Source organism: Streptomyces sp. NBC_01320 (assembly GCF_035974375.1).
Classification (GTDB): Bacteria; Actinomycetota; Actinomycetes; order Streptomycetales; family Streptomycetaceae; genus Streptomyces; species Streptomyces yanii.
Genome location: NZ_CP108390.1, coordinates 4,052,609 through 4,077,104, shown reverse-complemented (window position 1 = coordinate 4,077,104; position 24,496 = coordinate 4,052,609). Strand labels below are relative to the sequence as shown.

Sequence of the window (24,496 nt, the reverse complement as noted above, 5' to 3'; positions counted from 1 at the left end):
CACGACGAATCGATGCATGAGGACGCGATGTCCACTGTCACCAAGGACCTGGCACCGCACCAGGACGCGGCCACCGGTCACCGGACCGAAGGACGCGTCGGCGCGGGGCTGTTCGACCCCAAGCAGCTGCTCAAGTCCTTCCCCGACGCGGTCCGCAAGCTCGATCCGCGGGTGATGGTCAAGTCGCCGGTGATGTTCGTGGTCCTGGCCGGTTCGGTGCTCACCACCGTCCTCGCCGCCCTGGACCCGACCGACTGGTTCGGCTGGGCGATCGCCGCGTGGCTCTGGCTCACCACTATCTTCGCCAACCTGGCGGAGGCGGTCGCCGAGGGCCGTGGCAAGGCGCAGGCCGACACGCTGCGCAAGGCCAAGACCCACACGGTCGCGCGCCGGCTCGTCGGGAAGAACGAGGAGCGCGTACCCGGCACCGATCTGCGCATCGGTGACCTGGTGGTCTGCGAGGCCGGTGACATCGTCCCCGGCGACGGTGACGTCGTCGAGGGCGTCGCCAGCGTCGACGAGTCCGCCATCACGGGGGAGTCGGCACCGGTCATCCGGGAGTCGGGCGGCGACCGCTCGGCCGTCACCGGTGGTACGAAGGTGCTCTCCGACCGCATCGTCATCAAGATCACCACCAAGCCCGGTGAGACCTTCATCGACCGGATGATCAACCTGGTCGAGGGCGCCGCCCGGCAGAAGACGCCCAACGAGATCGCGCTCAACATCCTGCTCGCGTCCCTCACCATCGTCTTCCTGCTGGCCGTCGTCACCCTGCAGCCGTTCGCGATCTACGCCGGACAGCGGCAGTCGATGATCGTGCTGACCGCCCTGCTGGTCTGCCTCATCCCGACCACCATCGGCGCGCTGCTCTCCGCGATCGGCATCGCCGGCATGGACCGCCTCGTCCAGCGCAATGTCCTCGCCATGTCCGGACGCGCCGTCGAGGCCGCCGGCGACGTGTCGACCCTGCTGCTCGACAAGACCGGAACCATCACGCTCGGCAACCGGCAGGCCGCGGAGTTCGTCCCGGTCACGGGGGTGACGGAGGCCGAACTGGCGGACGCCGCCCAGCTCTCCTCCCTGGCCGACGAGACACCCGAGGGCCGCTCCGTCGTCGTCCTGGCGAAGGAGACGTACGGGCTGCGCGAGCGCCACCAGGGTCAGCTCGTCGGGGCCGAGTGGGTCGGCTTCACCGCACAGACCCGGATGTCCGGTGTGGACGTCGAGGGGCGCAGGATCCGCAAGGGTGCGACCGGCTCGGTCGTCGCCTGGGTCGAGCAGCGGGGCGGCACCGTCTCGCCGGACGCCCGCACGCTCACCGACCGGATCTCCCAGGCGGGCGGTACACCGCTGCTGGTCGCCGTCGACGACGAGCGGGGTGCCCGGATCCTCGGCGTCATCCACCTCAAGGACGTCGTCAAGGAAGGCATGCGGGAACGGTTCGACGAGCTGCGCCGGATGGGTATCCGTACGGTGATGATCACCGGCGACAACCCGTTGACCGCGAAGGCGATCGCCGAGGAGGCGGGGGTCGACGACTTCCTCGCCGAGGCCACGCCCGAGGACAAGATGGCCCTCATCAAGCGTGAGCAGGCCGGCGGCAAGCTCGTCGCCATGACCGGTGACGGCACGAACGACGCCCCGGCGCTCGCCCAGGCCGATGTCGGCGTGGCCATGAACACCGGTACCTCGGCCGCCAAGGAGGCCGGGAACATGGTGGACCTCGACTCCAACCCGACCAAGCTCATCGAGATCGTCGAGATCGGCAAGCAGTTGCTGATCACCCGCGGTGCTCTGACCACCTTCTCGATCGCCAACGACGTCGCGAAGTACTTCGCGATCATCCCGGCGATGTTCGCGGTGGTCTACCCGGGCCTGGACAAGCTGAACATCATGCAGCTGTCCTCGCCGGAGTCCGCGATCCTGTCGGCCGTCGTCTTCAACGCGCTGATCATCATTGCTCTGGTGCCGCTCGCCCTGAAGGGCGTGCGCTACCGGCCGAGCAGTGCCGACTCGATGCTCCGGCGGAACCTCGGGATCTACGGACTCGGCGGCCTGGTCGCCCCGTTCATCGGCATCAAGATCATCGACCTGATCCTCTCCCTCATTCCCGGAATCGGCTGATCGCGCCATGACCTCCATGAACAACTCCGCGGGAAACACCGTTCGGCTGCTCTGGGCCGGGCTGCGCGCCCTGCTCGTCCTCACGATCGTCTGCGGCGTGATCTACCCGCTCGCCGTCACCGGCGTCGCCCAGGGCCTCTTCCCGGGCAGGGCGAACGGCTCCGAGATCACGGCGAACGGCAAGGTCGTCGGCTCCGAACTGATCGGCCAGCGCTACGACCTGCCGCTGAAGAAGGGCCAGGAGACCCCGGCCCCGGACCTCAGGTGGTTCCAGCCGCGCCCGTCCAACGGGCTCGGCACCAACAGCGTCAACACCCAGTACAAGCTGATCCTGTCCGGGGCGACGAACCGGTCCGGCGACAACAAGGACCTGATCGACTGGGTCACGGACGCCAAGGCCGCCGTCGTCAAGGACAACTCCGTGCCCGGGCACCCGGTCAGCCCCTCGGACGTGCCGGCCGACGCCGTGACCTCCTCCGGGTCCGGCCTCGACCCGGACATCTCCCCGGCGTACGCACAGCTCCAGGTGCGCCGCGTCGCCGAGCGGAACCACCTCGGCGTCGACCAGGTCGAGAAGCTCGTGAAGCAGCACACCGACGGCCGGATCCTCGGCTTCGTGGGCGAGCCGCGGGTCAACGTCCTTCAGCTCAACATCGCGCTCAAGGAGCTGGTGAACGGAGGCTGATCCCTTCGCCGGCGGATGTGACGGGCCGCCGTGGTCCTGCTGCAGGGTCACGGCGGCCCGGCGCCTCACCCACGCGGGGGGCCTCGGCCATTGCCCGGCAGTCTGCCTCATGGACATACTGGCGGCCGACGGGGACCGACCACGCATGGGGGAGCGCATGACCGACAGCACCGACGTAAAGAGCACCGGCGGGCAGGGCGGCACGGCCGTCGCCGAGGAATCGGCCCGCGGGCCGATGGTCCGCGTCGAGGACCTGCACCGCTCGTACGGAACCGGCGCGGGCGCCGTCCACGCGCTGCGCGGGGTCTCCTTCGACGTGCCGCGTGGCGAGCTCGTCGCACTCAAGGGGCGTTCGGGCTCCGGCAAGACAACCCTGCTGAACCTGGTCGGCGGCCTCGACAGCCCCGACCGCGGCCGGATCACCGTCGACGGCACGGACCTCTCCGAGCTCGGCGAGAACGGGCTGCTGGAGCTGCGCCGGGACCGGATCGGCTTCATCTTCCAGTCGTTCGGCCTGATCCCGATCCTGACCGCCGCGGAGAACGTCGGCGTACCGATGCGACTGCGCAAGGCGGATCCGCGCGAGCGGGAGGACCGAGTGGCGCTGCTGCTCTCCCTGGTCGGGCTCGGCGACCACAGTGCGCAGCGGCCCGGCGAGCTCTCGGGCGGCCAGCAGCAGCGCGTCGCCATCGCCCGCGCGCTCGCCAACCGGCCCGCACTGCTGATCGCGGACGAACCGACGGGGCAGCTCGACGCGGAGACGGGGCTCGCCGTGATGGAGCTGTTGCGCGCGGTGGTACGGAGCGAGGGGGTGACCGCGCTGGTGGCGACGCACGATGCGCAGCTGCTGGGGCTGGCGGACCGGGTGATGGAGCTCAGCGACGGGCATATCGTCGAGTACGCGTAGGGGCGGGGGAGAGGGGTGCCCGGGTTCGCCCCGGGCACCTTTTTGTCGCTCATTTTCGAAATATGGGCAATCGGCCCGGTTCGACGCATCAGAATTCTGTCAATTCGGTCTTCTGCCCGATTCTCTGTCTCATTTGTCGTAAATCTTCGAGGTAGCTTCGAGTTCGGCTGCCGCACCGGCCGCAGCCGTTCTGAAAGACAATGGGGCCATGGCACGCGGCAAGCTTCGGATCTACCTGGGTGCGGCACCGGGCGTCGGCAAGACGTACGCGATGCTCTCCGAGGCCCATCGCAGGGTGGAGCGCGGCACCGACTGCGTCGTGGCGTTCGTGGAGCACCACGATCGGCCGCGCACCGAGGTCATGCTGCACGGCCTGGAACAGATCCGGCGCCGCGAGATCGAGTACCGGTCCGCCGTCTTCGCCGAGATGGACGTCGACGCGGTCCTGGAACGCGCCCCGGCCGTCGCCCTGGTGGACGAACTGGCCCACACCAATGTGCCGGGCTCGCGCAACGCCAAGCGCTGGCAGGACGTCGAGGAACTCCTCCAGGCCGGCATCGACGTCATCTCCACCGTCAACATCCAGCACCTGGAGTCGCTCGGAGACGTCGTCGAGTCGATAACGGGCGTACGGCAGCGCGAGACCGTCCCCGACGAGGTCGTCCGCCGCGCCGACCAGCTCGAACTGGTCGACATGTCGCCGCAGGCGCTGCGCCGCCGGATGGCCCACGGCAACATCTACAAGCCGGACCGGATCGACGCGTCCCTGTCCAACTACTTCCGCCCGGGCAACCTCACCGCCCTGCGCGAGCTCGCCCTCCTCTGGGTCGCCGACCGGGTCGACGAATACCTCCAGGCGTACCGCGGCGAACACAACATCCGCTCCACCTGGCAGGCCCGTGAACGCATCGTCGTCGGACTCACCGGCGGCCCCGAGGGCCGTACGCTGATCCGCCGCGCATCCCGCATGGCCGCCAAGGGCTCCGGCAGCGAGATCCTCGCCGTCTACATCGCCCGCAGCGACGGACTGACCTCCGCGTCGCCCAAGGAACTCACCGTCCAGCGCACCCTCGTCGAGGACCTCGGCGGTACGTTCCACCACGTCATCGGCGACGACATACCCTCGGCGCTCCTCGAATTCGCCCGGGGTGTCAACGCCACCCAGATCGTGCTCGGCTCCAGCCGCCGCAAGGCCTGGCAGTACATCTACGGACCCGGCGTCGGAGCCACCGTCGCCCGCGAGTCCGGCCCCGACCTCGATGTCCACATCGTCACGCACGAAGAGGTCGCCAAGGGCCGCGGACTGCCGATCGCCCGCGGCGCCCGGCTGGGCCGGGCCCGGATCATCTGGGGCTGGCTGGTCGGGGTCGGCGGCCCCGCCCTCCTCACGGTGCTGCTCACCGGCCTGAAGGACGGCCCGGGGCTCGCCAACGACGTCCTGCTCTTCCTCTTCATGACCGTTGCCGCAGCCCTGATCGGCGGGCTGCTGCCCGCCCTCGCCTCGGCGGCCGTCGGCTCCCTGCTGCTGAACTACTGGTTCACCCCACCGACCCACACCCTGACGGTTCAGGATCCGAGGAACTTCGTCGCCATCGTGATCTTCTTCGCGGTCGCGGTGGCGGTGGCCTCCGTCGTCGATCTGGCGGCCCGCCGTACCCATCAGGCGGCCCGGCTGCGCGCCGAGTCCGAGATCCTCTCGTTCCTCGCGGGCAGCGTCCTGCGCGGTGAGACGACGCTGGACGCCCTGCTGGAGCGGGTCCGCGAGACCTTCGCGATGGAGTCCGTGGCGCTGCTGGAGCGGACGAGCGACGTCGACCCGTGGACCTGTGCGGGCAGCGTCGGCCCCGGGCCGGTCGCCCGTCCCGAGGACGCCGATGTGGACATGCCCGTGGGTGACCACATGGCGCTCGCGCTGTCCGGCCGGGTACTGCCCGCCGAGGACCGTCGCGTGCTCGGCGCGTTCGCCGCTCAGGCCGCCGTCGTACTCGACCGGCAGCGACTGATCGGGGAGGCGGAGGAGGCCCGCCGGCTCGCCGAGGGCAACCGGATACGGACCGCGCTGCTGGCCGCCGTCAGCCATGACCTGCGGACCCCGCTGGCCGCCATCAAGGCCGCCGTCAGCTCACTGCGCTCCGACGACGTCGCCTGGTCCGACGAGGACCGGGCGGAGCTCCTGGAAGGCATCGAGGCCGGCGCCGACCGCCTCGACCACCTGGTCGGCAATCTCCTCGACATGTCCCGGCTGCAGACCGGCACCGTCACCCCGCTGATCCGCGAGATCGACCTCGACGAGGTGGTCCCGATGGCGCTCGGAGGCGTACCGGAGGACAGCGTCGACCTGGACATCCCGGAGTCGCTGCCGATGGTCGCCGTCGACCCGGGACTTCTGGAGCGGGCCGTCGCCAACATCGTCGAGAACGCCGTCAAGTACAGCCCCGACGGGGAACGCGTCACGGTGGCCGCCAGCGCGCTGGGCTCCCGGGTCGAGCTACGGGTGGCCGACCGCGGGCCCGGCGTCCCCGACGAGGGCAAGGAGCGGATCTTCGAGCCGTTCCAGCGTTACGGCGACGCCCCGCGCGGCGCCGGGGTCGGCCTCGGTCTGGCCGTCGCCCGCGGCTTCGTGGAGTCCATGGGCGGCACCCTCGGAGCCGAGGACACCCCCGGCGGTGGCATGACCATGGTCCTGACGCTCAAGGCGGTGTCGGGATACGTTCCGGTCGGCCCCGACCTGCCGGCGCGGGTCGCCTCATGATGTTCGTACCGCCTCAGTCAGCAGTTCCGTACAGCAGAAAGGCAGGTCCGCGATGACCCGGGTGCTTGTGGTCGACGACGAGCCGCAGATCGTACGCGCCCTCGTGATCAACCTGAAGGCGCGCAAGTACGAGGTGGACGCCGCGCCCGACGGTGCGACCGCCCTGCAGCTCGCCGCCGCCCGCCACCCCGACGTCGTCGTCCTCGACCTCGGGCTGCCGGACATGGACGGCGTCGAGGTGATCAAAGGGCTGCGCGGCTGGACCCGGGTGCCGATCCTGGTGCTCTCCGCCCGCCACACCTCCGACGAGAAGGTCGAGGCACTGGACGCCGGGGCCGACGACTACGTCACCAAGCCGTTCGGCATGGACGAGCTGCTGGCCCGGCTGCGCGCCTCGGTACGGCGGGCCGAGCCGGTCGGCCAGGACGGCGCCGACGACGTCGTGATGGTCGAGACCGAGGGGTTCACCGTCGACCTGGCGGCGAAGAAGGTCCACCGCGAGGGACGCGACGTGCGGCTCACCCCGACCGAGTGGCATCTGCTGGAGGTCCTGGTCCGCAACAGCGGCCGGCTGGTCAGCCAGAAGCAGCTGCTGCAGGAGGTGTGGGGGCCCTCCTACGGCACCGAGACCAACTATCTGCGGGTCTACATGGCGCAGCTCCGACGCAAGCTGGAGGCGGATCCCTCGCACCCCCGGCACTTCGTCACCGAGCCGGGCATGGGCTACCGCTTCGAACGCGGCTGATGCCCGAGCGCACCGGATCGACGGTGGTCGGCGCCCCCGCGCGTACCGGACGGACGTCAAGAACGGGCCGTACCGGATAGCCCGTTCGAGTGAGAGAACGGGCATCCGCCCGGACCGCCGTGGCCCGGTACCCTTCGGGTATGAGTGCTGTTCCACGTCCCGATAAGGCGGAGAGGCCGTCCGGCCGCTTCCGCCGGATGCTCGACCGGCTGTCCAGCTCCCAGCAGGACCTGGAGTCGGAGGAGCTGCAGGAGGACTCGCAGGCATCGGGTTGCACGCGGATCTCCGACTGCACCGACCGCCAGATCGTCAAGGTGACTGGTACGTTGCGGACCGTCACCCTGCGGCCGCGCGCCGGAGTGCCCGCCCTGGAGGCGGAGCTCTTCGACGGCACCGCACCGCTCGACGTGGTCTGGCTGGGCCGGCGCTCCATCGTGGGCATCGAGCCGGGCCGCAAGCTCATCGCCTCGGGCCGGATCGCCATGAGTCACGGGCGCCGGGTGCTGTTCAACCCCAAATACGAACTCCGACCGCTCGGCAAGGAGTAGCCGGTGACGTCTCTCGACAAGCCGACGTCCGACACGGACCGCACCAACCCGACCGCCCAGCAGGAGGCCGACGCCAAGGCGGTCACCGAAGCCGCCCTCTTCGAGGCGTTCGGCGGCATCCGGGGGATGGTGGAGACAGTCCTTCCCGGGCTGCTCTTCGTCACGATCTTCACCATCGACAAGAACCTGCACGTATCGGCCATCGCGGCGCTGGTCGTGTCCCTGGTCCTCGTCGCCGTACGGCTGATCCGCAAGGACACCGTCAAGCACGCCTTCAGCGGGGTCTTCGGCGTCGCCTTCGGCGTGGTCTTCGCGATGATGACGGGCAACGCCAAGGACTTCTACCTGCCCGGGATGCTCTACACGCTGGGCCTGGCCCTCGCGTACCTCGTCACGACTCTCGCAGGGGTGCCGCTGATCGGCCTGATACTGGGCCCGGTCTTCAAGGAGAACCTCTCCTGGCGTACCAGGAACCCCGGCCGCAAGAAGGCGTACGCCAAGGCCAGCTGGGCCTGGGGACTGATCCTGCTCGCGAAGTGCGCGATCCTCTTCCCGCTCTACTGGTGGGCCGACACCGCGCAGCTCGGCTGGGTCCTGGTCGCCCTGAAGATCCCGCCGTTCCTGCTCGCGGTGTATCTGACCTGGGTCTTCCTCGCAAAGGCGCCGCCGCCGATCGACGTCTTCGCCGAGATGGAGGCGGAGGAGGAGGCCGAGAAGGCCCGCAAGGCGGAAGCCGCCGCGGCCGTCCGTCAACACGAGGTCTGACCGGCCCGCGACAGCCGAAGGGGCCCGGAACCGTGCGTAACGGTTCCGGGCCCCTTCGGTGTACAGGAATACGGGACGGCTGTCGTCAGCCGCCGCTGATCTCGCGGCGCACCGAGAGGAGGTCCTCCAGCTGCTCCTCGCGCGCCTGGGCGGCCACGAACAGCAGCTCGTCACCGGCCTCCAACGTCTCCTCGGAGCTCGGCGTCAGCACCCGCGTACCGCGGATGATGGTGACCAGCGAGGTATCCTCCGGCCACGCCACATCGCCGACCTGGGTACCGGCGAGTGCCGACTCCGGGGGCAGCGTCAGCTCGACCAGGTTGGCGTCGCCGTGGCTGAAGCGCAGCAGCCGGACCAGATCGCCGACGCTCACCGCTTCCTCGACCAGCGCGGACATCAGACGCGGCGTGGAGACCGCGACATCGACGCCCCACGACTCGTTGAACAACCACTCGTTCTTCGGGTTGTTGACCCGGGCGACGACTCGCGGCACGCCGTACTCCGTCTTGGCGAGCAGCGAGACGACCAGGTTCACCTTGTCGTCGCCGGTCGCGGCGATCACGACATTGCACCGTTGGAGCGCCGCCTCGTCCAGCGAGGTGATCTCGCAGGCGTCCGCGAGCAGCCACTCGGCCATCGGCACCCGCTCCACCGAGATGGCGGTCGGCGCCTTGTCCACGAGCAGCACCTCGTGGCCGTTCTCCAGCAGCTCGCCGGCGATGGAACGGCCCACCGCGCCGGCCCCGGCAATCGCGACACGCATCAGTGACCGCCCTCCTCAGGACCCTCGGCGAAGGCCGCCTCGACCTTCGCGATCTCGTCCGTACGCATCATCACGTGGACGAGATCGCCCTCCTGCAGCACCGTCTGCGACGACGGCAGTATGGCTTCGCCCAGTCGGGTGAGGAACGCCACGCGGACGCCCGTCTCCTCCTGCAGCGTGCTGATCTTGTGCCCGATCCACGACGGCGTGGTGTGCACCTCGGCGAGCTGAACACCACCGCTCGGGTCGCGCCACAGGGGCTCGGCACCCGACGGCAGCAGCCGCCGCAGCATCTGGTCCGCGGTCCAGCGCACGGTGGCGACCGTGGGGATGCCGAGCCGCTGGTAGACCTCGGCACGCCGCGGGTCGTAGATCCGCGCCGCGACGTTCTCGATGCCGAACATCTCGCGGGCCACCCGGGCGGCGATGATGTTCGAGTTGTCGCCGCTGCTCACCGCGGCGAACGCACCGGCTTCCTCGATCCCCGCCTCACGGAGGGTGTCCTGGTCGAAACCGACGCCGGTGACCCGCCGTCCGCCGAATCCGGACCCGAGGCGCCGGAACGCCGTGGGGTCCTGGTCGATCACGGCGACTGTGTGCCCCTGCTGTTCCAGGGTCTGCGCGAGAGCGGCTCCTACTCGCCCGCAGCCCATGATGACGATGTGCACCTTGCGCCTACCTCGCAGTCCTGGTCGTCCGGCTGACCTGCGAAAACACCCTGCTCACACTCTTTCCTCAGCTTGCCGGGCAAACAACGGGGCAACGATTTTCGGCGTTGCCCGGGATGAGCTTATGCGGCCATGGACGCGTCGCCTCATTCGAGTGTGCTTTCACCGCGGCAGTACCTGCAAAGGGGCGGCAAAGCGGAACGCCGGGGGCCGACGCCCGTCGCCGGGCGCCGGCCGTTGTGCACAGCACATGACATCGGGCCCGGGGTCCGGACCCTTGAGTCGAGAGCTCACAGACATCTAACATGTCAGTTCATGGAGACTCTCCGGCCCGTCCAACGGACTCTGCTGCGGGACACCGCGTACGGGGCCATCCGCGACGCCATCGTCCGTGGCGAAATCCCACCCGGCGCGTCCGTGCGCGACGCCGACCTCGCCGAACGGCTCGGACTCTCCCGTGCCCCGGTCCGCGACGCCCTGTCCCGGCTCACCGGCGAAGGTCTCGTCGAGAGCAAACCGCAGAGCTATACGCGGGTGACACAGCTCGTCCCGCGCGACGTACGCGACGCCGCCGCCGTCGTACGCGCCATGCAGGAACTGGCCGCCCGCACCGCCGTACCCCTGCTCACCGACGCGGACATCACCGCGATGCGCGCGGCGAACGACCGCTTCCGGGCCGCGACTCGGGGCGGTGACGTCGCGGGCGCGCTGCGCGCCGACGACGAGCTGCACGACGTCCTGGTCACCGCCTGCGGCAATCGCGCCGTCGCCGCCACCGTCGAGCGTTACACGCCGCTGATCCGGCGCCTGGAATGGCGGCAGTTCGGCACGGAGAGCGCTGCGCACGGCTCGGCCGGACTGCACGACCGGCTGATCGAGGCGTGCGCGGCGCGCGATGCGGATGCCGCCGCCCGGATCACCGCGGAGATCTGGCGTGTCCTCGAAGAACTGGCTGATGAACCCGCTGACGACGAACCCGCCGACGAGACATCGGCCGACGCGCCCTGACCGGCTGACCACAGGAACCACCGGAACCGCAGAAGCTCGCCGAACCCGCCACCCCATGACGTCAGGAGCCCCATGACCACCTCCGCCTCCTCCGCCTCCCTCTCCTCGTACGCCCGCTATCCGCTCCTCTTCGGCCCCTCGCCCGTGCACCGCCTCGACCGCCTCACTGCTCACCTCGGCGGCGCGGCGGTCTGGGCCAAACGCGAGGACTGCAACTCCGGCATCGCGTACGGCGGCAACAAGACCCGCAAGCTCGAATACCTCGTGGCCGACGCCCTGGCGAAGGGCTGCGACACGCTCGTCTCGATCGGCGGCGTGCAGTCCAACCACACCCGTCAGGTGGCGGCGGTCGCGGCCCGGGCGGGCCTGAAGTGCGTACTCATCCAGGAGAGCTGGGTGGAGTGGCCCGACGCCGTCTACGACAAGGTCGGCAACATCCTGATCAGCCGCCTCGCGGGCGCCGATGTCCGGCTGGTGCGCGCCGGGTTCGGCATCGGCGTCAAGGAGAGCTGGGAGGAGGCACTGCGCCAGGTCGAGGAGGGCGGGGGACGTCCGTACGCCATCCCGGCCGGCGCCTCCGACCATCCGCTCGGCGGACTCGGCTTCGCGGGCTGGGCGTACGAGGTGGCCGAGCAGGAACGCGAGCTCGGCGTCTTCTTCGACACCGTCGTCGTCTGCTCGGTGACCGGTTCCACCCAGGCCGGCATGGTGGCGGGCTTCGCCGCCATCGAGGAGGCGGGAGGCCGCCCCCGCCGCGTCCTGGGCGTCGATGCCTCCGCCGAGCCCACCCGTACCCGCGACCAGATCGCCAGAATCGCCGCCGCCACCGCGCCGCTCATCGGCGTGCGGCGGGAGATCACCGTCGACGACATCGAACTGGACGAGCGCTACCACGCGGGGACGTACGGCATCCCCGACGACACCACCCTCGACGCCATGCGGCTGGCCGCCCGCACCGAGGGCATGATCACCGACCCCGTCTACGAGGGAAAGTCGATGGCCGCCACCGTCGACCTCGTGGCGCGCGGCGAGATCGACCGGAACGCCACCGTCCTCTACGCCCATCTCGGTGGCCAACCGGCACTGAACGGTTACAGTGCGCTGTTCTCGTAGGCGGTGAGTGCAAGGATTCCGTTAAGGATTCCGTGGCGTTCTCGGCTATGCGCAGGAGATTGCAGGGCCACGGGGGTGGTGCGTCGGCGGCCTCCATACGGAACGCTTACGATCCTCTGCGTGTCCAAACTGACCGACGTGCCCAAACGGATCCTGATCGGCCGGGCGCTGCGCAGCGACAAGCTGGGGGAAACGCTCCTTCCCAAGCGCATCGCCCTCCCCGTCTTCGCATCCGACCCGCTGTCCTCGGTGGCGTACGCGCCAGGAGAAGTTCTCCTGGTGCTGTCCATCGCGGGCGTGTCGGCGTACCGCTTCAGCCCGTGGATCGCGGCCGCTGTCGTGGTCCTGATGTTCACGGTCGTCGCCTCGTACCGGCAGAACGTGCACGCCTACCCGAGCGGTGGCGGCGACTACGAGGTCGCCACCACCAACCTCGGCCCCAAGGCGGGTCTGACCGTCGCCAGCGCCCTGCTGGTGGACTACGTCCTGACCGTCGCCGTGTCGATCGCCTCCGGTGTGGAGAACCTCGGCTCCGCGATCCCGTTCGTCGTCGAGCACAAGACGCTCTGCGCGATCGGGGCCATCGTGCTGCTGACGCTGATGAACCTGCGGGGCGTCAAGGAGTCCGGCAAGCTCTTCGCCATCCCCACCTATCTCTTCGTGGCGGGCGTCTTCGTCATGATCGCCTGGGGTGCGTTCCGCGGTCTTGTCCTCGGCGAGACCATGCACGCCCCGACCTCGGACTACGAGATCAGGCCCGAGCATCAGGGCCTGGCCGGCTTCGCCCTCGTCTTCCTGCTGCTGCGGGCGTTCTCCTCCGGCTGTGCGGCGCTGACCGGTGTCGAGGCGATCAGCAACGGCGTCCCCGCTTTCCGCAAGCCGAAGAGCAAGAACGCCGCGACCACCCTCGCCATGATGGGGCTGCTGGCCGTCACCATGTTCTGCGGCATCATCGCCCTGGCCATGGCCACCGATGTGAAGATGGCGGAGAACCCGGCGACGGACCTGATCCACAACGGCGTCGCCGTCGGTTCGAGCTTCGTCCAGGACCCGGTGATCTCCCAGGTGGCGGCGGCCGTCTTCGGCGACGGATCGTTCTTCTTCATCATCCTCGCCGGGGCCACCGCCCTCGTGCTCTTCCTGGCCGCCAACACCGCGTACAACGGCTTCCCGCTCCTCGGCTCGATCCTCGCCCAGGACCGCTACCTGCCGCGCCAGCTCCACACCCGCGGCGACCGGCTCGCCTTCTCCAACGGCATCGTGCTGCTGGCCGGCGCGGCCATCCTGCTCACCTGGATCTATGGAGCCGACTCCACCCGGCTGATCCAGCTCTACATCGTCGGTGTGTTCGTCTCCTTCACCCTCAGCCAGACCGGCATGGTGCGGCACTGGAACCGCCATCTGAGGACCGAGAAGGACCCGGCCAAGCGCCGCCACATGATCCGCTCCCGGGCGATCAACACCTTCGGCGCCTTCTTCACCGGCCTGGTACTCGTCGTCGTCCTCGCCACGAAGTTCACCCACGGCGCCTGGGTGGCGCTGCTCGGCATGGTGATCTTCTACGGGACGATGACCGCGATCCGCAGGCACTACGACCGCGTCGCCGAGGAGATCTCCGCCGACGAGGCCCCGTCCGACGACAGCATGAAGCCCTCCCGGGTCCACTCCATCGTCCTGGTCTCCAAGCTGCACCGGCCCACGCTGCGCGCGCTCGCGTACGCCAAGCTGATCCGCTCCGACCATCTGGAGGCGCTCTCCATCAGCGTCGACCCGGCCGAGACGAAGGCGCTCAAGGAGGACTGGGAGCGCCGCGGCATCAACATTCCGCTGAAGATCCTCGACTCCCCGTACCGCGAGGTGACCCGCCCGGTCATCGACTACGTGAAGAGCCTCCGCAGGGAGAGCCCGCGCGATGTGGTCAGCGTCTACATCCCGGAGTACGTGGTCGGTCACTGGTACGAGCATGTGCTGCACAACCAGAGCGCCCTGCGCCTCAAGGGGCGGCTGCTCTTCACCCCCGGTGTCATGGTGACGTCCGTCCCGTACCAGCTGGAATCCTCCGAGGCCGCGAAGAAGCGCGCCAGGAAGCGCGCGGACTGGAACGCTCCGGGTTCGGTGCGCCGGGGCCCGGTGGAACGAAGGACCAAGGAGACCAGCAAGGGCTGACTCTTCGTGCCCGCCGTTTGGTAAACGGCCGGACACCACCCACGTAGACTTGTGGGTTGTTGTCCGGCCGTTTTTCCTTTGATCTCTGGAGCCACCCCCTCATGCAGAACGAAACCACCTCGTCGCCGGCCGAGGACTCGCAGACCGGGGACTCACTGATCGGCACGGAGTACGAGGTCGAGGTGGGCCCCGTCGCCCACGGCGGCCACTGCATCGCCCGTACCTCGGAGGGCCAGGTCCTCTTCGTGCGGCACACCCTCCCCGGCGAGAAGGTCGTCGCACGGGTCACCGACGGCGCGAAGGACTCCCGCTTCCTGCGGGCCGACGCCGTCACGATCATCGAACCGTCCAAGGACCGCGTCGAGGCCCCCTGCCCGTACGCCGGCCCCGGCAAGTGCGGCGGCTGCGACTGGCAGCACGCCAAGCCGGGCGCCCAGCGGCGGCTCAAGGGCGAGGTCATCGCCGAACAGCTCCAGCGCCTCGCCGGCCTCACCCCCGAGGAGGCGGGCTGGGACGGCACCGTCATGCCGGCCGAGGGCGACAAGCTCCCCAAGGGCGAGGTGCCCGCGTGGCGCACCCGCGTCCAGTACGCCATCGACGAGAACGGCCGGGCCGGCCTGCGCAAGCACCGCTCGCACGACGTCGAGCCGATCGAGCACTGCATGATCGCGGCGCCCGGAGTCTCCGAACTAGGCATCGAGAAGCGCGACTGGACCGGCATGGCCTCGGTGGAAGCCATCACCGCCACCGGCTCCAACGACCGCCAGGTCATCCTCACCCCGAAGCCCGGCGCCCGGCTGCCGCTCGTCGAGCTCGACAAGCCGGTCTCGGTCCTGCGCGTCGACGAACGCGACGGCGGCATCCACCGGGTCCACGGCCGCGGCTTCGTCCGCGAACGCGCCGACGACCGCACGTACCGCGTCGGCTCCGGCGGTTTCTGGCAGGTCCACCCGCAGGCCGCCAACACCCTCGTCCGCGCGGTCATGCAGGGCCTGCTGCCCCGCAAGAACGACATGGCCCTCGACCTCTACTGCGGCGTCGGCCTGTTCGCCGGCGCCATCGGTCAGCGCATCGGCGAGAAGGGCGCGGTGCTCGGCATCGAGTCCGGCAAGCGCGCCGTCGAGGACGCCCGCCACAACCTCCAGGACCTCGACCGGGTCCGCATCGAGCACGGCAAGGTCGAGCAGATCCTGCCCCGCACCGGCATCACCGAGTGCGACCTGATCGTCCTCGACCCGCCGCGCGCGGGCGCGGGCAAGCAGACGGTGAAGCACCTGACCGGCCTCGGCGCCCGCCGCATCGCGTACGTCGCCTGCGACCCGGCGGCACTGGCCCGCGACCTGGCGTACTTCCGGGAGGGTGGCTACAAGGTGCGGACGCTGCGGGCGTTCGACCTGTTCCCCATGACCTCGCACGTGGAGTGTGTGGCGATTCTTGAGCCGGCTCAGAAGAGCCTCTGACCTGCGGTTCTTCGTATGTTGTCGGCCTGCCCGACCTGTTTCCGGACAAGCAACGGGTTGAGCGGTCGGCGTAGCTGCGGAGGCGGTCTGACCTGCGAGTTCACCGCAAAGCAAGAACGGCGTCGGTGACAGCCGGGCATCGGCGAGCATTCTTGACGCTCAAGTGACGCTCCAGCATCGGTGCGGCCGATGCTCCAGGAGTGCGGGTAGCGCCTGAAGCTGAGGCAGTCTGTGGCGGTGCGTCAGGTCGTACCTGTACCTAACCGGGCGACGTCGGCATAGTTCCCTCTCTCCCTCGCCTGCTGGAAGACGCCTCGCCGGGTTGTCCCATCCATGTCGTCCGTCGACGGCGATCCATCTGAGCGGTTCGCTCTCACGCTGGTGTCTTTTGTCGATGGATGAGCCCGGTGCTCCGGGTCAGCGGCGTATTTGGGCGCTGATGGGTGTAGGCGATGATTGTGTGGGCGCGGCAACTCTGAAACGCCGGCCTCCCGCAGGAGTTGCAGGCGTTGTTGGTGGGTGTGGCAGGAGACCACCGCGCGCCGGCCTGGCTGAGGGGCGGCGAAGTCGACCGCGTCGAATATCAGCATGCGGGGGGCGGGGCGCGTTGACGTGGACGGACAGGTGCTCAGTGCAGATGTCGGCGTGACGCGGCGTGACGCCGACGTCGACGAGGCCGGTGCGGCCGGCTCGGAGGTGCGCGCGGGCATGTGCCGCGACGGTCTGGTCCTCGCACCCGCGGAGGAGGGCCGTCTCCGCCCTGCCGAGGCCGGCCACCTGACCAGCGGCGCTGCCTCTGCCAACCCACGACCCGAGGAACCCGGAGCGCACGACTTGAGTGCCGGGCTGCAGCCATTCCCACCTGCCATACGGCCACGAACTTCCACAGCCAACCCAGCTCAGCCGACCCGACCGAAACAGGGAAATCAAGGCACCTGCGCCCTAGAAACCGAAAATCGAGCGCCACGACACACTTCTGCCGGGAACACAATGAAGTGTGTGGGCATCGCTGCGGCGAGCTGCGGGAGAGCACGGCCGTCGGAGGAGGCGGTGCTGCGGTACCCGTTGTTTCCGCTCCGGGGCCAGGGGCAGGCGGGTGAGTGAGTGCCTATGAAAGGACCGACATGAGTGCCGGAGAGAAGGCCAAGGCCAAGGCCGAGCAGGTTGTCGGGAAGGCCGTGAGGAAGGTGGCCCACGCGGTGGGCAACGAGACCACCGCAGCCAAGGGGGCCGCACTGGAGGCCCGGGGCAAGGCCCGGGACATCAAGGAGAGGTCGAAGGACAGTTTCAGGCGCTGACCACGCCACGTCGTGGGCGGAGCCGGTGCGAGGCCCAAGCGGGTTCGTGCGTCCGGTGGTGCGCAGTTGGGCTTGGCGCTGCAACGGCTTGCCCCAGCACACATCTCGTCGCACCGGCCCGCTCCGGCACGCACGCGTGCGGCGGCGGCCTCTGCCGCTCGTGCCCCGGCGCTGATCTCCTCAGGCACTCGCCGACTTCGCCTTCTCGGCCTGCGCCCGGGCCGCCGCGGCAGGCGCGTGTCCCGGTGATGCGGTGACCAGGGGCAGAGCACCCCGCTTCGCCGCCCCGGCCAAGGGCCGATCCGAAGCGGGGTGCCGAAGCAGCTCTCGAGTCATCGCCCAGGAGTGGCCGCCCCGTCCGTGACGGGGCGGAGGCGTCGGCGAGGTCTGCGCCGGTGTCGGCGTCCCGCCGCCAGTGGCCGACACCGTGCCAGTCCAGGCACATGACGGTCGCGTCGTCCTCCAGGCGACCGTGGTTGGCGTCGACGACCGCCGTGATGAGGGTGCGGGCGGCCCGCAGGGATGCAACGAGGGGGTGCGGACGACCAGGTCCGACAGGTCGAGTGTCTGCCTGCGGCGCGTCACCTGGACCGTTCCGCCCGACATGACCGTAGGCGCAGATGTGCGCGCAGATCATGAGGGCGGTCAGTTCTGCGTCGTAGGTCGCTTCCCAGCCGCAGCGCTGAGGTCTGCGGGGCGAGGCGTTCCATTCCTGGACACCTGGGGCGACGGGACGCACACCCTCATCCTCTTCGATCATGCCCGCAAGACCGACAGGGCCTCACTGTCCCGCCCAGACAGACAGGCGGTCGGGAGGCGCCCCGGGCGCGGGTTCGCTGATTCCGGCCTTGGGCTACATCGGGGCAGCAGCCAAGTCTTGGGGAGGTCACCCGTCGCGGGTGGGCAGCGGCGCCTTGGTGCTACACGGCGAGAGGGGCGCTTACGGTCTTGCCGCCGGCCGTCCGGCGGGTCACCGGTAGCGCGGGCGAGGCGGTTGATCATGGGCCAACCGAAGCCTCCAGTGCCGCCGTTCAGGTCGGGGGTGCGCATGCGCGGGGCCTGCGGGCTGCGGTCACGGACACCTCGATGCTGTCCGGGTGCGCGGTCAGGTCCAGGGTGCAGGTGCCGCCGCCGTGGTGCAGGGCGTTGTGGGTGTCCCGGCTGGAGCGGGGCCGCCGCGTGCCCCATCAGTGGTCGAGGTCGACTATCTCTCTGACTAGCGCACGAAAATCTATGTCGGCTGGAGTAGACATTGGGTGGTGGTGTGGCTATGGTTTCTCTCGTAGCCGAGATCAGCAAGGCCCGGCAGAGACGAACTGGCGGGCAGTAGTACACGCAGTTGCAGTTTGCAGGACGGTGCGGTGGTGGAGTTTCGAAGCCAGGGTTGTTGCAGGATGGCGACGGGACTGACGATCGGACCGGGTGGCCCGCAGTGATCAGGGGCCGCCGTGAGCAGTACCAGTTCACGCAGTAGCAGTACCCGTAAGCGCAGTTCGCAGTACCCGGCAGTGAAGTCAGTGAGCAGCACCTCGGTGAAGGCGTCGGCTGCGGACGCGCGCACCGGGAGGTTCGGCAGTGGGGTTCTAAGCCAGAGCAGACGCAGGACGGGCGACGGGGCTGGCTGCCGAAGAGTGGCGCTGTCACAGGCCACAGAGCAGTACGCAGGAGAGCAGTACCAGCGGTAGGTAAGTGATTGATCCCAGAGGGAAGAAACGGAGGAGTCGAGCGCCATCAGGATCGCCCGGGTGGAAGTCTTGAGCCCGGGTACCGCAGGACATCGATAGTGAGGTGGTCTCCGGTCAAGCAACCGCGATCCCCGCACTCCCGACAACTTCCAGGTCGGGTCAGCGGACACAGAAGGCCGGCGCAGTATCAGGGTCGGCAGATGGTGTAGCAATTCCTTCGGGGCCCGGGTGCCATACGGCATCCGGGCCCCTCCACGCGTTCGACAGAGAGGTGCAAATGACAGCAGACGACTCGTTCGGCCGTCTCGACGACGACGACTACCCCGCCTACACCATGGGCCGGGCCGCCGAAATGCTCGGCACCACCCAGAGCTTCCTCCGCGCCATCGGTGAAGCCCGCCTCATCACCCCGCTGCGTTCCGCGGGCGGCCATCGCCGCTACTCCCGTTACCAGCTGCGCATCGCTGCCCGCGCCCGGGAGCTCGTCGACCAGGGCACCCCCATCGAGGCCGCCTGTCGCATCGTGATCCTGGAAGACCAGCTCGAAGAAGCCCAGCGCATCAACGCCAAATACCGCCACGCCGCCGAATCTGAGAACCCGACGACCGAGGGCTGAGGTGGTGCGTGTCCGCCGGTACCGCACACGCCTGTCGGGAGTGTGGCGCGTCATGTTGTGACAGGCCGTGCGGACGCGTGGCTTCTGTGCCAACTGCCTTGACAGGAAGTTCCCTTCGCTCACACCTTCGTCGTGGGCGTTCTGCTGTGGCGGAGGGGCCAGGGTGGCCGCCTTCGTCTGCCGCATGTCGTAGGACGCATTCATCGACAGGAGGGCGTGAGGCAAGGGCCGCGGGAACTGTGAAGTGGTTTAACGCGCAGAGGGGCTGCGGCTTCATCGCCCGGACAGCGGCGGCTCGGACGTGTTCGCCCACCGTAGGGCGATCAGCCCGCGGGCTTACGTGAGTTCCAGGAAGGCCAGGCCGTGACGTTCGACGTCACCCAGGGCCAGAAGAGGCCCCGGGCCGAGACATCGCCCCCTTCAGTCTCAGTCGACGGTGGTGGGATCTGGGGCACTGGTGAGAGCGCTGCGCGGCGCTGATCTGCGTCGGGACCGGCGTACGGGCTGATGGGGGTGATGTTGCAGGGCGGTGCCACCCGCAATAATTGTGCCTTCCGAGCCGTAAACAGCGACCGCCCTTTCTGGAAAGCTGCATTTTGGGTGGGCCAATATCTATGACCGCGAGACGAGAGTTTTATGCGCCGCGCGGACAGTGTGTTTGCTGCAACGAACAGAGCGGAATTATTAACCGTACACAGGTCACTACCGCATGCTACTGTCGCTCCTAGTTGCAGTCGTGGTTCCCAAAAACTTCAACGCTTCCGCCGGGCTTTTCGGCCGCGGGAAGCGTTTTGTATTTCCGGTCATTTTCCGGGCGGGGCATCATCGCGGCGACCCGGTATCCGTGGATTGCGGGTCTCGGCGTACTGCCCCACAAGGAGATATGACATGGCGTCTGGCACAGTGAAGTGGTTCAACGCGGCCAAGGGTTTCGGCTTCATCGAGCAGGACGGTGGCGGCGCTGACGTGTTCGCCCACTTCTCGAACATCGCGGCTGAGGGCTTCCGTGAGCTGCTCGAAGGTCAGAAGGTCACCTTCGACATCGCGCCGGGCCAGAAGGGCCCGACGGCCGAGAACATCGTTCCCGCCTGACGCTGACGCGCACTCCGTAGCTGGGGCCCGCATCCCTCGGGGTGCGGGCCGGGCCCCACCTACGGTCATTCCCTGGGGCTTCCCCTGTGCCGCAACGACGCCTACGGACCTTTTTCCAAGAACGCGGGCCTCTTTAAAGATGCGCCCGTAGCCGTCCGGGATTTAACGTCCGCATGACGTTACCCGTTTCATTGCCTGCATTTGCGCCGGAGTCACCGCAGGCCAGATCTGCTTTCGCATTTCGTTCGGCCCGTTCTTGTGATTCCCCGCGCTGTTCCTCTGCTGCGAGAATTCCTTGATACGTGCCGTATCAAGGAAGGTTCTGAATGAACCCCTCACGTACGAACAACCGCTCCTCCCGCACCCGCAGCCGGACCGGCGGTCCCGCTGTTGGCTCCGGCGCCGGTTCGCCCCGGGGCAGCCGCTTCGGCTCGCCCGCCCCGCGCCGTTCCGGAGGGCCGAGCCGCATGGGCGGCCAGGGTCGGCGGCCCGCGGCGGCCCAGGGCGAGTTCGCCTTGCCCGAGACGATCACTCCAGCGCTGCCCGCCGTCGAGGCGTTCGCCGACCTCGACATGCCCGAGCGGCTGCTGGCCTCGCTCACCGCACAAGGCATGCGCATCCCGTTCCCGATCCAGGGCGCGACCCTGCCCAACACCCTCGCGGGCCGCGACGTCCTCGGTCGCGGGCGCACCGGCTCAGGCAAGACCCTCGCCTTCGGCCTGGCCCTGCTGGCCCGCACCGCCGGACAGCGCGCCGAGCCCTGCCAGCCGCTGGCCCTGATCCTCGTACCGACGCGTGAGCTGGCACAACAGGTGACCGACGCCCTCACCCCCTACGCCCGCTCGGTGAGGCTGCGCCTGGCCACCGTCGTCGGCGGAATGCCGATCGGCAGGCAGGTCAACGCACTGCGCGGTGGCGCCGAAGTCGTCGTCGCGACGCCGGGCCGCCTGAAGGACCTCATCGACCGGGGTGACTGCCGGCTGAACCAGGTCGCGATCACCGTCCTCGACGAGGCCGACCAGATGGCCGACATGGGCTTCATGCCCCAGGTCACCGCACTCCTGGACCAGGTCCGCCCCGAGGGCCAGCGCATGTTGTTCTCCGCCACCCTCGACCGCAACGTCGACCTCCTGGTCCGCCGCTACCTCACCGACCCGGTGGTCCACTCCGTCGACCCGTCCGCAGGCGCGGTCACCACGATGGAGCACCACGTCCTGCACGTCCACGGCGCCGACAAGCACCGGACGACGACGGAGATCGCGGCGCGCGAAGGCCGGGTGATCATGTTCCTGGACACCAAGCACGCCGTCGACCGGCTGACGCAGGACCTGCTGAACAGCGGGGTGCGGGCCGCCGCGCTGCACGGCGGGAAGTCGCAGCCGCAGCGGACCCGGACCCTGTCCCAGTTCAAGACCGGGCACGTCACCGTGCTCGTCGCGACGAACGTCGCGGCTCGCGGTATCCACGTCGACAACCTCGACCTCGTCGTCAACGTCGACCCGCCGACCGACCACAAGGACTACCTGCACCGCGGCGGCCGCACCGCGCGGGCCGGCGAGTCCGGCAGCGTCGTCACCCTGGTCACCCCCAACCAGCGCCGCGACATGACCCGCCTCATGGCAGCCGCCGGCATCGTGCCCCAGACCACCCAGGTCCGCTCCGGGGAAGAGGCACTCAGCCGTATTACCGGGGCCCAGCCCCCCTCCGGCATTCCCGTGACGATCACCGCGCCGGTGGCCGAGCGGCGTCCGCGCAGCCGCAGCGCGGCCTCCCGAGGCCGACGCAGCCACGCTTCGGCCGCCCGGCGCGTGACCGTACGGCAGTCCTCCTTCGACGCGGCGGCCTAGAACGTTCATGATCAGGGAACTGACCCACTTCTGCAGGAGGCACATTTTGACGCTGGTTCAGATGCAAGCCCGCCCGGCGGGCGCCACTCCCGTGCACAGGACGGTGGCCGACACCATGGACGCGGCCGGACCGCAGGTCTGTGACGACATGAGCGTCGAGGTGGCGCTGTCCGTCATGGCCGCCGCCCGCACGGGTCGACTGGTCGTCTGCGACCAGGACGGCCAGTGCACCGGCCTGGTCACCCAGACCGAACTGGCTGCCGTTTGTGACAGCTCCGCTTACACGGACCGTGTCCGCCTGCGCGACATCCTCGGCGACCACGGCGCGTTCACCTCACCCGTGACCACTGCGGCCGAAGCCGAGCACGCGATGCACTGCCTCCGGCTCGGTGCCCTGCCGGTGGTCGAGGAGCAAGGCAGCGCCCTGGGCATCCTCGCCCTCTCTCGCTGAAGCGCCTCACCCTGGTCGGACCGTTTTCCCCCTTCTCCCTGTGAGGCCACATGCGCTGCGTCATCGCCCGCTTCCCCTTCGAGCTCACCAAGAGCGGCGTGCTGGAATCGATGAAGGGCATCAAGCCCGAACCGGGCACCGGCGAATCCGTGACCATCGGCCGCCGCCGCTACCCCGTCAAGCAGGTCGGCCAGGTCGTCACCCGCCAGGACCGCCGTGACTTCAGCGCCGCCGAGGTCCTCCGGGCCATGACTCAGCTCGGCTTCACCTGCCGCACCCTCCCCGAGGCCGCACCCGTGCGCATCCTCAGCTCGCTCCAGCGAGCTTCCGCGATGCTCGGCACTCCCGTATCCGTCTGACCGACGGAACAGGCACGAGTCGACACCTGAACGGCAGTGGGCCCGACCGGCGCGCCGGTCGGGCCCACACTGCGTGCGACGGGTTCCCGCCGCACTGGTTGCTCAGTGGTCGGAATAGCTGAAGTCGCCCACGGTCCAGGCGCTGACGTCCTCGATCGCGACCCGGTACATCCCGCCCGTCTCCGGGATGCCCACCGTGCCCTGCAGGATCCGGGCGACATGGAAGTGCAGATGCGTGGGCGGCCCGTCCTTCTTCGTGGGGGCGTCGAAGATGGAGGAGAACTCTCCCAGGCGGTCGGAGTCCGTCAGCACCTCCGACACCCTCAGCCTCCACACGGCTTCGGGAGCCAGCCGACCGGTGATGACAGCACCACCGGTGACTACGGTCAGGGACATCTGATTGCTCTGCCCGGACTCCACCAGGGCAGCGACGTCAATGAGCAGCTCGTCAGGCTTCGACATGAGGCAGATTATATTCACCGGCCATCCGGCTGCTTGACCGGTGGCGCTACCAGGCAAGATGCGCGCTCACGGTTTTGCCGCCGGAGGCCCGGCGGGTGACCGCGGTGGCGCGGGCGAGTCGGTTGACCATGGGCCAGCCGAAGCCCCCGGTGCCGCCGTTCAGGTCAGGGGTGCGCATGCGCGGCGCATGCCGGCTGGGGTCGTGGACGGCCACCTCGATGGTGTCGGGGTGCGCAGTCAGTTCCAATGTGCAGGTGCCCCCGCTCCAATGTGCAGGTGCCCCCGCCGTGGCGCAGGGCGTTGGTGACGAGCTCGGACACGACCAGGACCACGGTGTCCGCGGCGTCAGGGGCCACGGCCGGCTGCCGCAAGCCTTCGAGGAAGGCCCGAGCCGCGTCACGCGCGTCGGCAACGGCTCCCGTGGAACGGGCGGTTGTGGCATTGACGGTCATCATGTTCATCAGGGTCACCCTGGTCTGTGGATCGTCCATGCCCGGCCTTCGCTTACCCGACCCTTGTGCCCCGCCCCTCCACCCGCCAACCCGGCAGAGCCACAGTGCTTGCCGAAGGGGACTGAGGACCACAGTCGACGCGTGGCCGCACGCTGACGTGCGCCCGTGTCACGATGCCGGCCCACGGCCTGCCCGAGTCGTGGGCTCGCGCCGATTCGAGCAGGCGGCCCATCCACGGCGATGCCACCGGCCGGGCGAGCACGAGAGTGACCGCGGGACGAGTAAACAGATCCTCGACAAGGCACTGACGCGGCAGCAGGAGCGCCAGGCTGCGGATCGCGGCGCCTGCACGCACGCTTCCACGAGCTGCTCGATCATCGGGCCGGGATCGTCGAGGGCGGCGCAGGTCCTTGTGCCACGCCCGTCAACGGCAGACCCGTGGGGTGATACGGCCGGAAACGTCCGTCCCCGGTCGGTGTGTCAGTCACTGCCCAGTGTTGGCCGGTGCCCGCCGACGGTAGCCGCGGCGC

Annotated in this window: 20 protein-coding genes and 3 pseudogenes; 18 read left to right on the top strand and 5 right to left on the bottom strand. The window is 69.1% G+C overall.

The features are described from left to right. Window positions 1-27: 27 nt before the first annotated feature. The 7 genes from kdpB (at window position 28) to OG395_RS18435 (ending at window position 8,526) form a co-directional block, all read left to right on the top strand. A complete protein-coding gene (gene kdpB, locus OG395_RS18465; protein WP_327249375.1) occupies window positions 28-2,124 on the top strand; it encodes a potassium-transporting ATPase subunit KdpB in 2,097 nt (698 codons plus the stop codon). Between the two features lie 16 nt (window positions 2,125-2,140). Further along, window positions 2,141-2,809 carry a potassium-transporting ATPase subunit C gene (locus OG395_RS18460; protein WP_266990412.1) on the top strand — a complete coding sequence of 223 codons (669 nt, stop codon included), beginning with the start codon at window positions 2,141-2,143 and terminating at the stop codon, window positions 2,807-2,809. A 157-nt stretch (window positions 2,810-2,966) separates the two neighbouring features. Then, complete coding sequence (locus tag OG395_RS18455; RefSeq protein WP_327243951.1) at window positions 2,967-3,716, top strand: ABC transporter ATP-binding protein; 750 nt, start codon at window positions 2,967-2,969, stop codon at window positions 3,714-3,716. 208 nt (window positions 3,717-3,924) lie between these two features. After that, on the top strand, window positions 3,925-6,468 hold the full coding sequence (locus OG395_RS18450) for a sensor histidine kinase KdpD (RefSeq protein WP_327243950.1): 2,544 nt from the start codon (window positions 3,925-3,927) through the stop codon (window positions 6,466-6,468). Between the two features lie 52 nt (window positions 6,469-6,520). After that, window positions 6,521-7,213: a response regulator gene (locus OG395_RS18445; protein WP_037701205.1), complete on the top strand. Its 693-nt coding sequence runs from the start codon at window positions 6,521-6,523 to the stop codon at window positions 7,211-7,213. Between the two features lie 140 nt (window positions 7,214-7,353). After that, on the top strand, window positions 7,354-7,761 hold the full coding sequence (locus tag OG395_RS18440; protein WP_327243949.1) for an OB-fold nucleic acid binding domain-containing protein: 408 nt from the start codon (window positions 7,354-7,356) through the stop codon (window positions 7,759-7,761). A gap of 3 nt (window positions 7,762-7,764) precedes the next feature. Further along, entirely contained in the window at window positions 7,765-8,526 is a 762-nt protein-coding gene (locus tag OG395_RS18435; RefSeq protein ID WP_327243948.1) for a DUF3159 domain-containing protein, read from the top strand. Between the two features lie 85 nt (window positions 8,527-8,611). On the opposite strand, the gene OG395_RS18430 is transcribed toward OG395_RS18435, so the two are convergent. After that, window positions 8,612-9,289, bottom strand: coding sequence for a potassium channel family protein (locus OG395_RS18430; protein ID WP_037701202.1), 678 nt, complete (start codon window positions 9,287-9,289; stop codon window positions 8,612-8,614). Then, a complete protein-coding gene (locus OG395_RS18425) occupies window positions 9,289-9,957 on the bottom strand; it encodes a potassium channel family protein (RefSeq protein WP_026242838.1) in 669 nt (222 codons plus the stop codon). The genes OG395_RS18430 and OG395_RS18425 overlap by 1 nt, the downstream gene beginning before the upstream one ends. A gap of 315 nt (window positions 9,958-10,272) precedes the next feature. Here OG395_RS18425 and OG395_RS18420 point away from each other — a divergent pair, with 315 nt between their 5' ends. From OG395_RS18420 to OG395_RS18400, 5 genes are all read left to right on the top strand, one after another. After that, window positions 10,273-10,965: a GntR family transcriptional regulator gene (locus tag OG395_RS18420; RefSeq protein ID WP_327243947.1), complete on the top strand. Its 693-nt coding sequence runs from the start codon at window positions 10,273-10,275 to the stop codon at window positions 10,963-10,965. Between the two features lie 72 nt (window positions 10,966-11,037). Further along, complete coding sequence (locus tag OG395_RS18415; RefSeq protein WP_327243946.1) at window positions 11,038-12,078, top strand: 1-aminocyclopropane-1-carboxylate deaminase; 1,041 nt, start codon at window positions 11,038-11,040, stop codon at window positions 12,076-12,078. A 120-nt stretch (window positions 12,079-12,198) separates the two neighbouring features. Further along, window positions 12,199-14,244, top strand: coding sequence for an APC family permease (locus tag OG395_RS18410; protein ID WP_327243945.1), 2,046 nt, complete (start codon window positions 12,199-12,201; stop codon window positions 14,242-14,244). A 101-nt stretch (window positions 14,245-14,345) separates the two neighbouring features. Beyond that, window positions 14,346-15,704 (top strand): class I SAM-dependent RNA methyltransferase, encoded by a 1,359-nt coding sequence (locus OG395_RS18405; RefSeq protein WP_327243944.1) that lies wholly within the window; start codon window positions 14,346-14,348, stop codon window positions 15,702-15,704. A gap of 1,124 nt (window positions 15,705-16,828) precedes the next feature. Beyond that, the gene (locus OG395_RS18400) at window positions 16,829-17,002 is read left to right on the top strand and encodes a hypothetical protein (RefSeq protein WP_266980632.1); all 174 of its coding nucleotides are present in this window, start codon (window positions 16,829-16,831) and stop codon (window positions 17,000-17,002) included. Between the two features lie 920 nt (window positions 17,003-17,922). On the opposite strand, the pseudogene OG395_RS18395 reads toward OG395_RS18400, so the two are convergent. Continuing rightward, window positions 17,923-18,150: pseudogene (locus OG395_RS18395) on the bottom strand (ATP-binding protein); the annotation flags it as partial. 814 nt (window positions 18,151-18,964) lie between these two features. Between OG395_RS18395 and OG395_RS18390 the strand changes: the two are divergent. The 6 genes and pseudogenes from OG395_RS18390 (at window position 18,965) to OG395_RS18365 (ending at window position 23,052) form a co-directional block, all read left to right on the top strand. Then, window positions 18,965-19,303, top strand: a complete 339-nt coding sequence (locus tag OG395_RS18390) for a MerR family transcriptional regulator (RefSeq protein WP_327243943.1) — start codon at window positions 18,965-18,967, stop codon at window positions 19,301-19,303. 239 nt (window positions 19,304-19,542) lie between these two features. After that, window positions 19,543-19,726: pseudogene (locus OG395_RS18385) on the top strand (cold-shock protein); the annotation flags it as partial. A gap of 465 nt (window positions 19,727-20,191) precedes the next feature. Continuing rightward, entirely contained in the window at window positions 20,192-20,395 is a 204-nt protein-coding gene (locus OG395_RS18380; RefSeq protein WP_030980875.1) for a cold-shock protein, read from the top strand. A gap of 326 nt (window positions 20,396-20,721) precedes the next feature. Continuing rightward, complete coding sequence (locus OG395_RS18375; RefSeq protein ID WP_266980629.1) at window positions 20,722-22,242, top strand: DEAD/DEAH box helicase; 1,521 nt, start codon at window positions 20,722-20,724, stop codon at window positions 22,240-22,242. 46 nt (window positions 22,243-22,288) lie between these two features. Continuing rightward, the gene (locus tag OG395_RS18370; protein WP_266980627.1) at window positions 22,289-22,693 is read left to right on the top strand and encodes a CBS domain-containing protein; all 405 of its coding nucleotides are present in this window, start codon (window positions 22,289-22,291) and stop codon (window positions 22,691-22,693) included. A 50-nt stretch (window positions 22,694-22,743) separates the two neighbouring features. Then, window positions 22,744-23,052 (top strand): SCO5918 family protein, encoded by a 309-nt coding sequence (locus OG395_RS18365; RefSeq protein WP_030980872.1) that lies wholly within the window; start codon window positions 22,744-22,746, stop codon window positions 23,050-23,052. A gap of 102 nt (window positions 23,053-23,154) precedes the next feature. On the opposite strand, the gene OG395_RS18360 is transcribed toward OG395_RS18365, so the two are convergent. Continuing rightward, entirely contained in the window at window positions 23,155-23,514 is a 360-nt protein-coding gene (locus tag OG395_RS18360) for a hypothetical protein (RefSeq protein WP_266980624.1), read from the bottom strand. A 46-nt stretch (window positions 23,515-23,560) separates the two neighbouring features. Further along, a pseudogene (locus tag OG395_RS18355) lies at window positions 23,561-23,975 on the bottom strand (ATP-binding protein). Window positions 23,976-24,496: the final 521 nt, after the last annotated feature.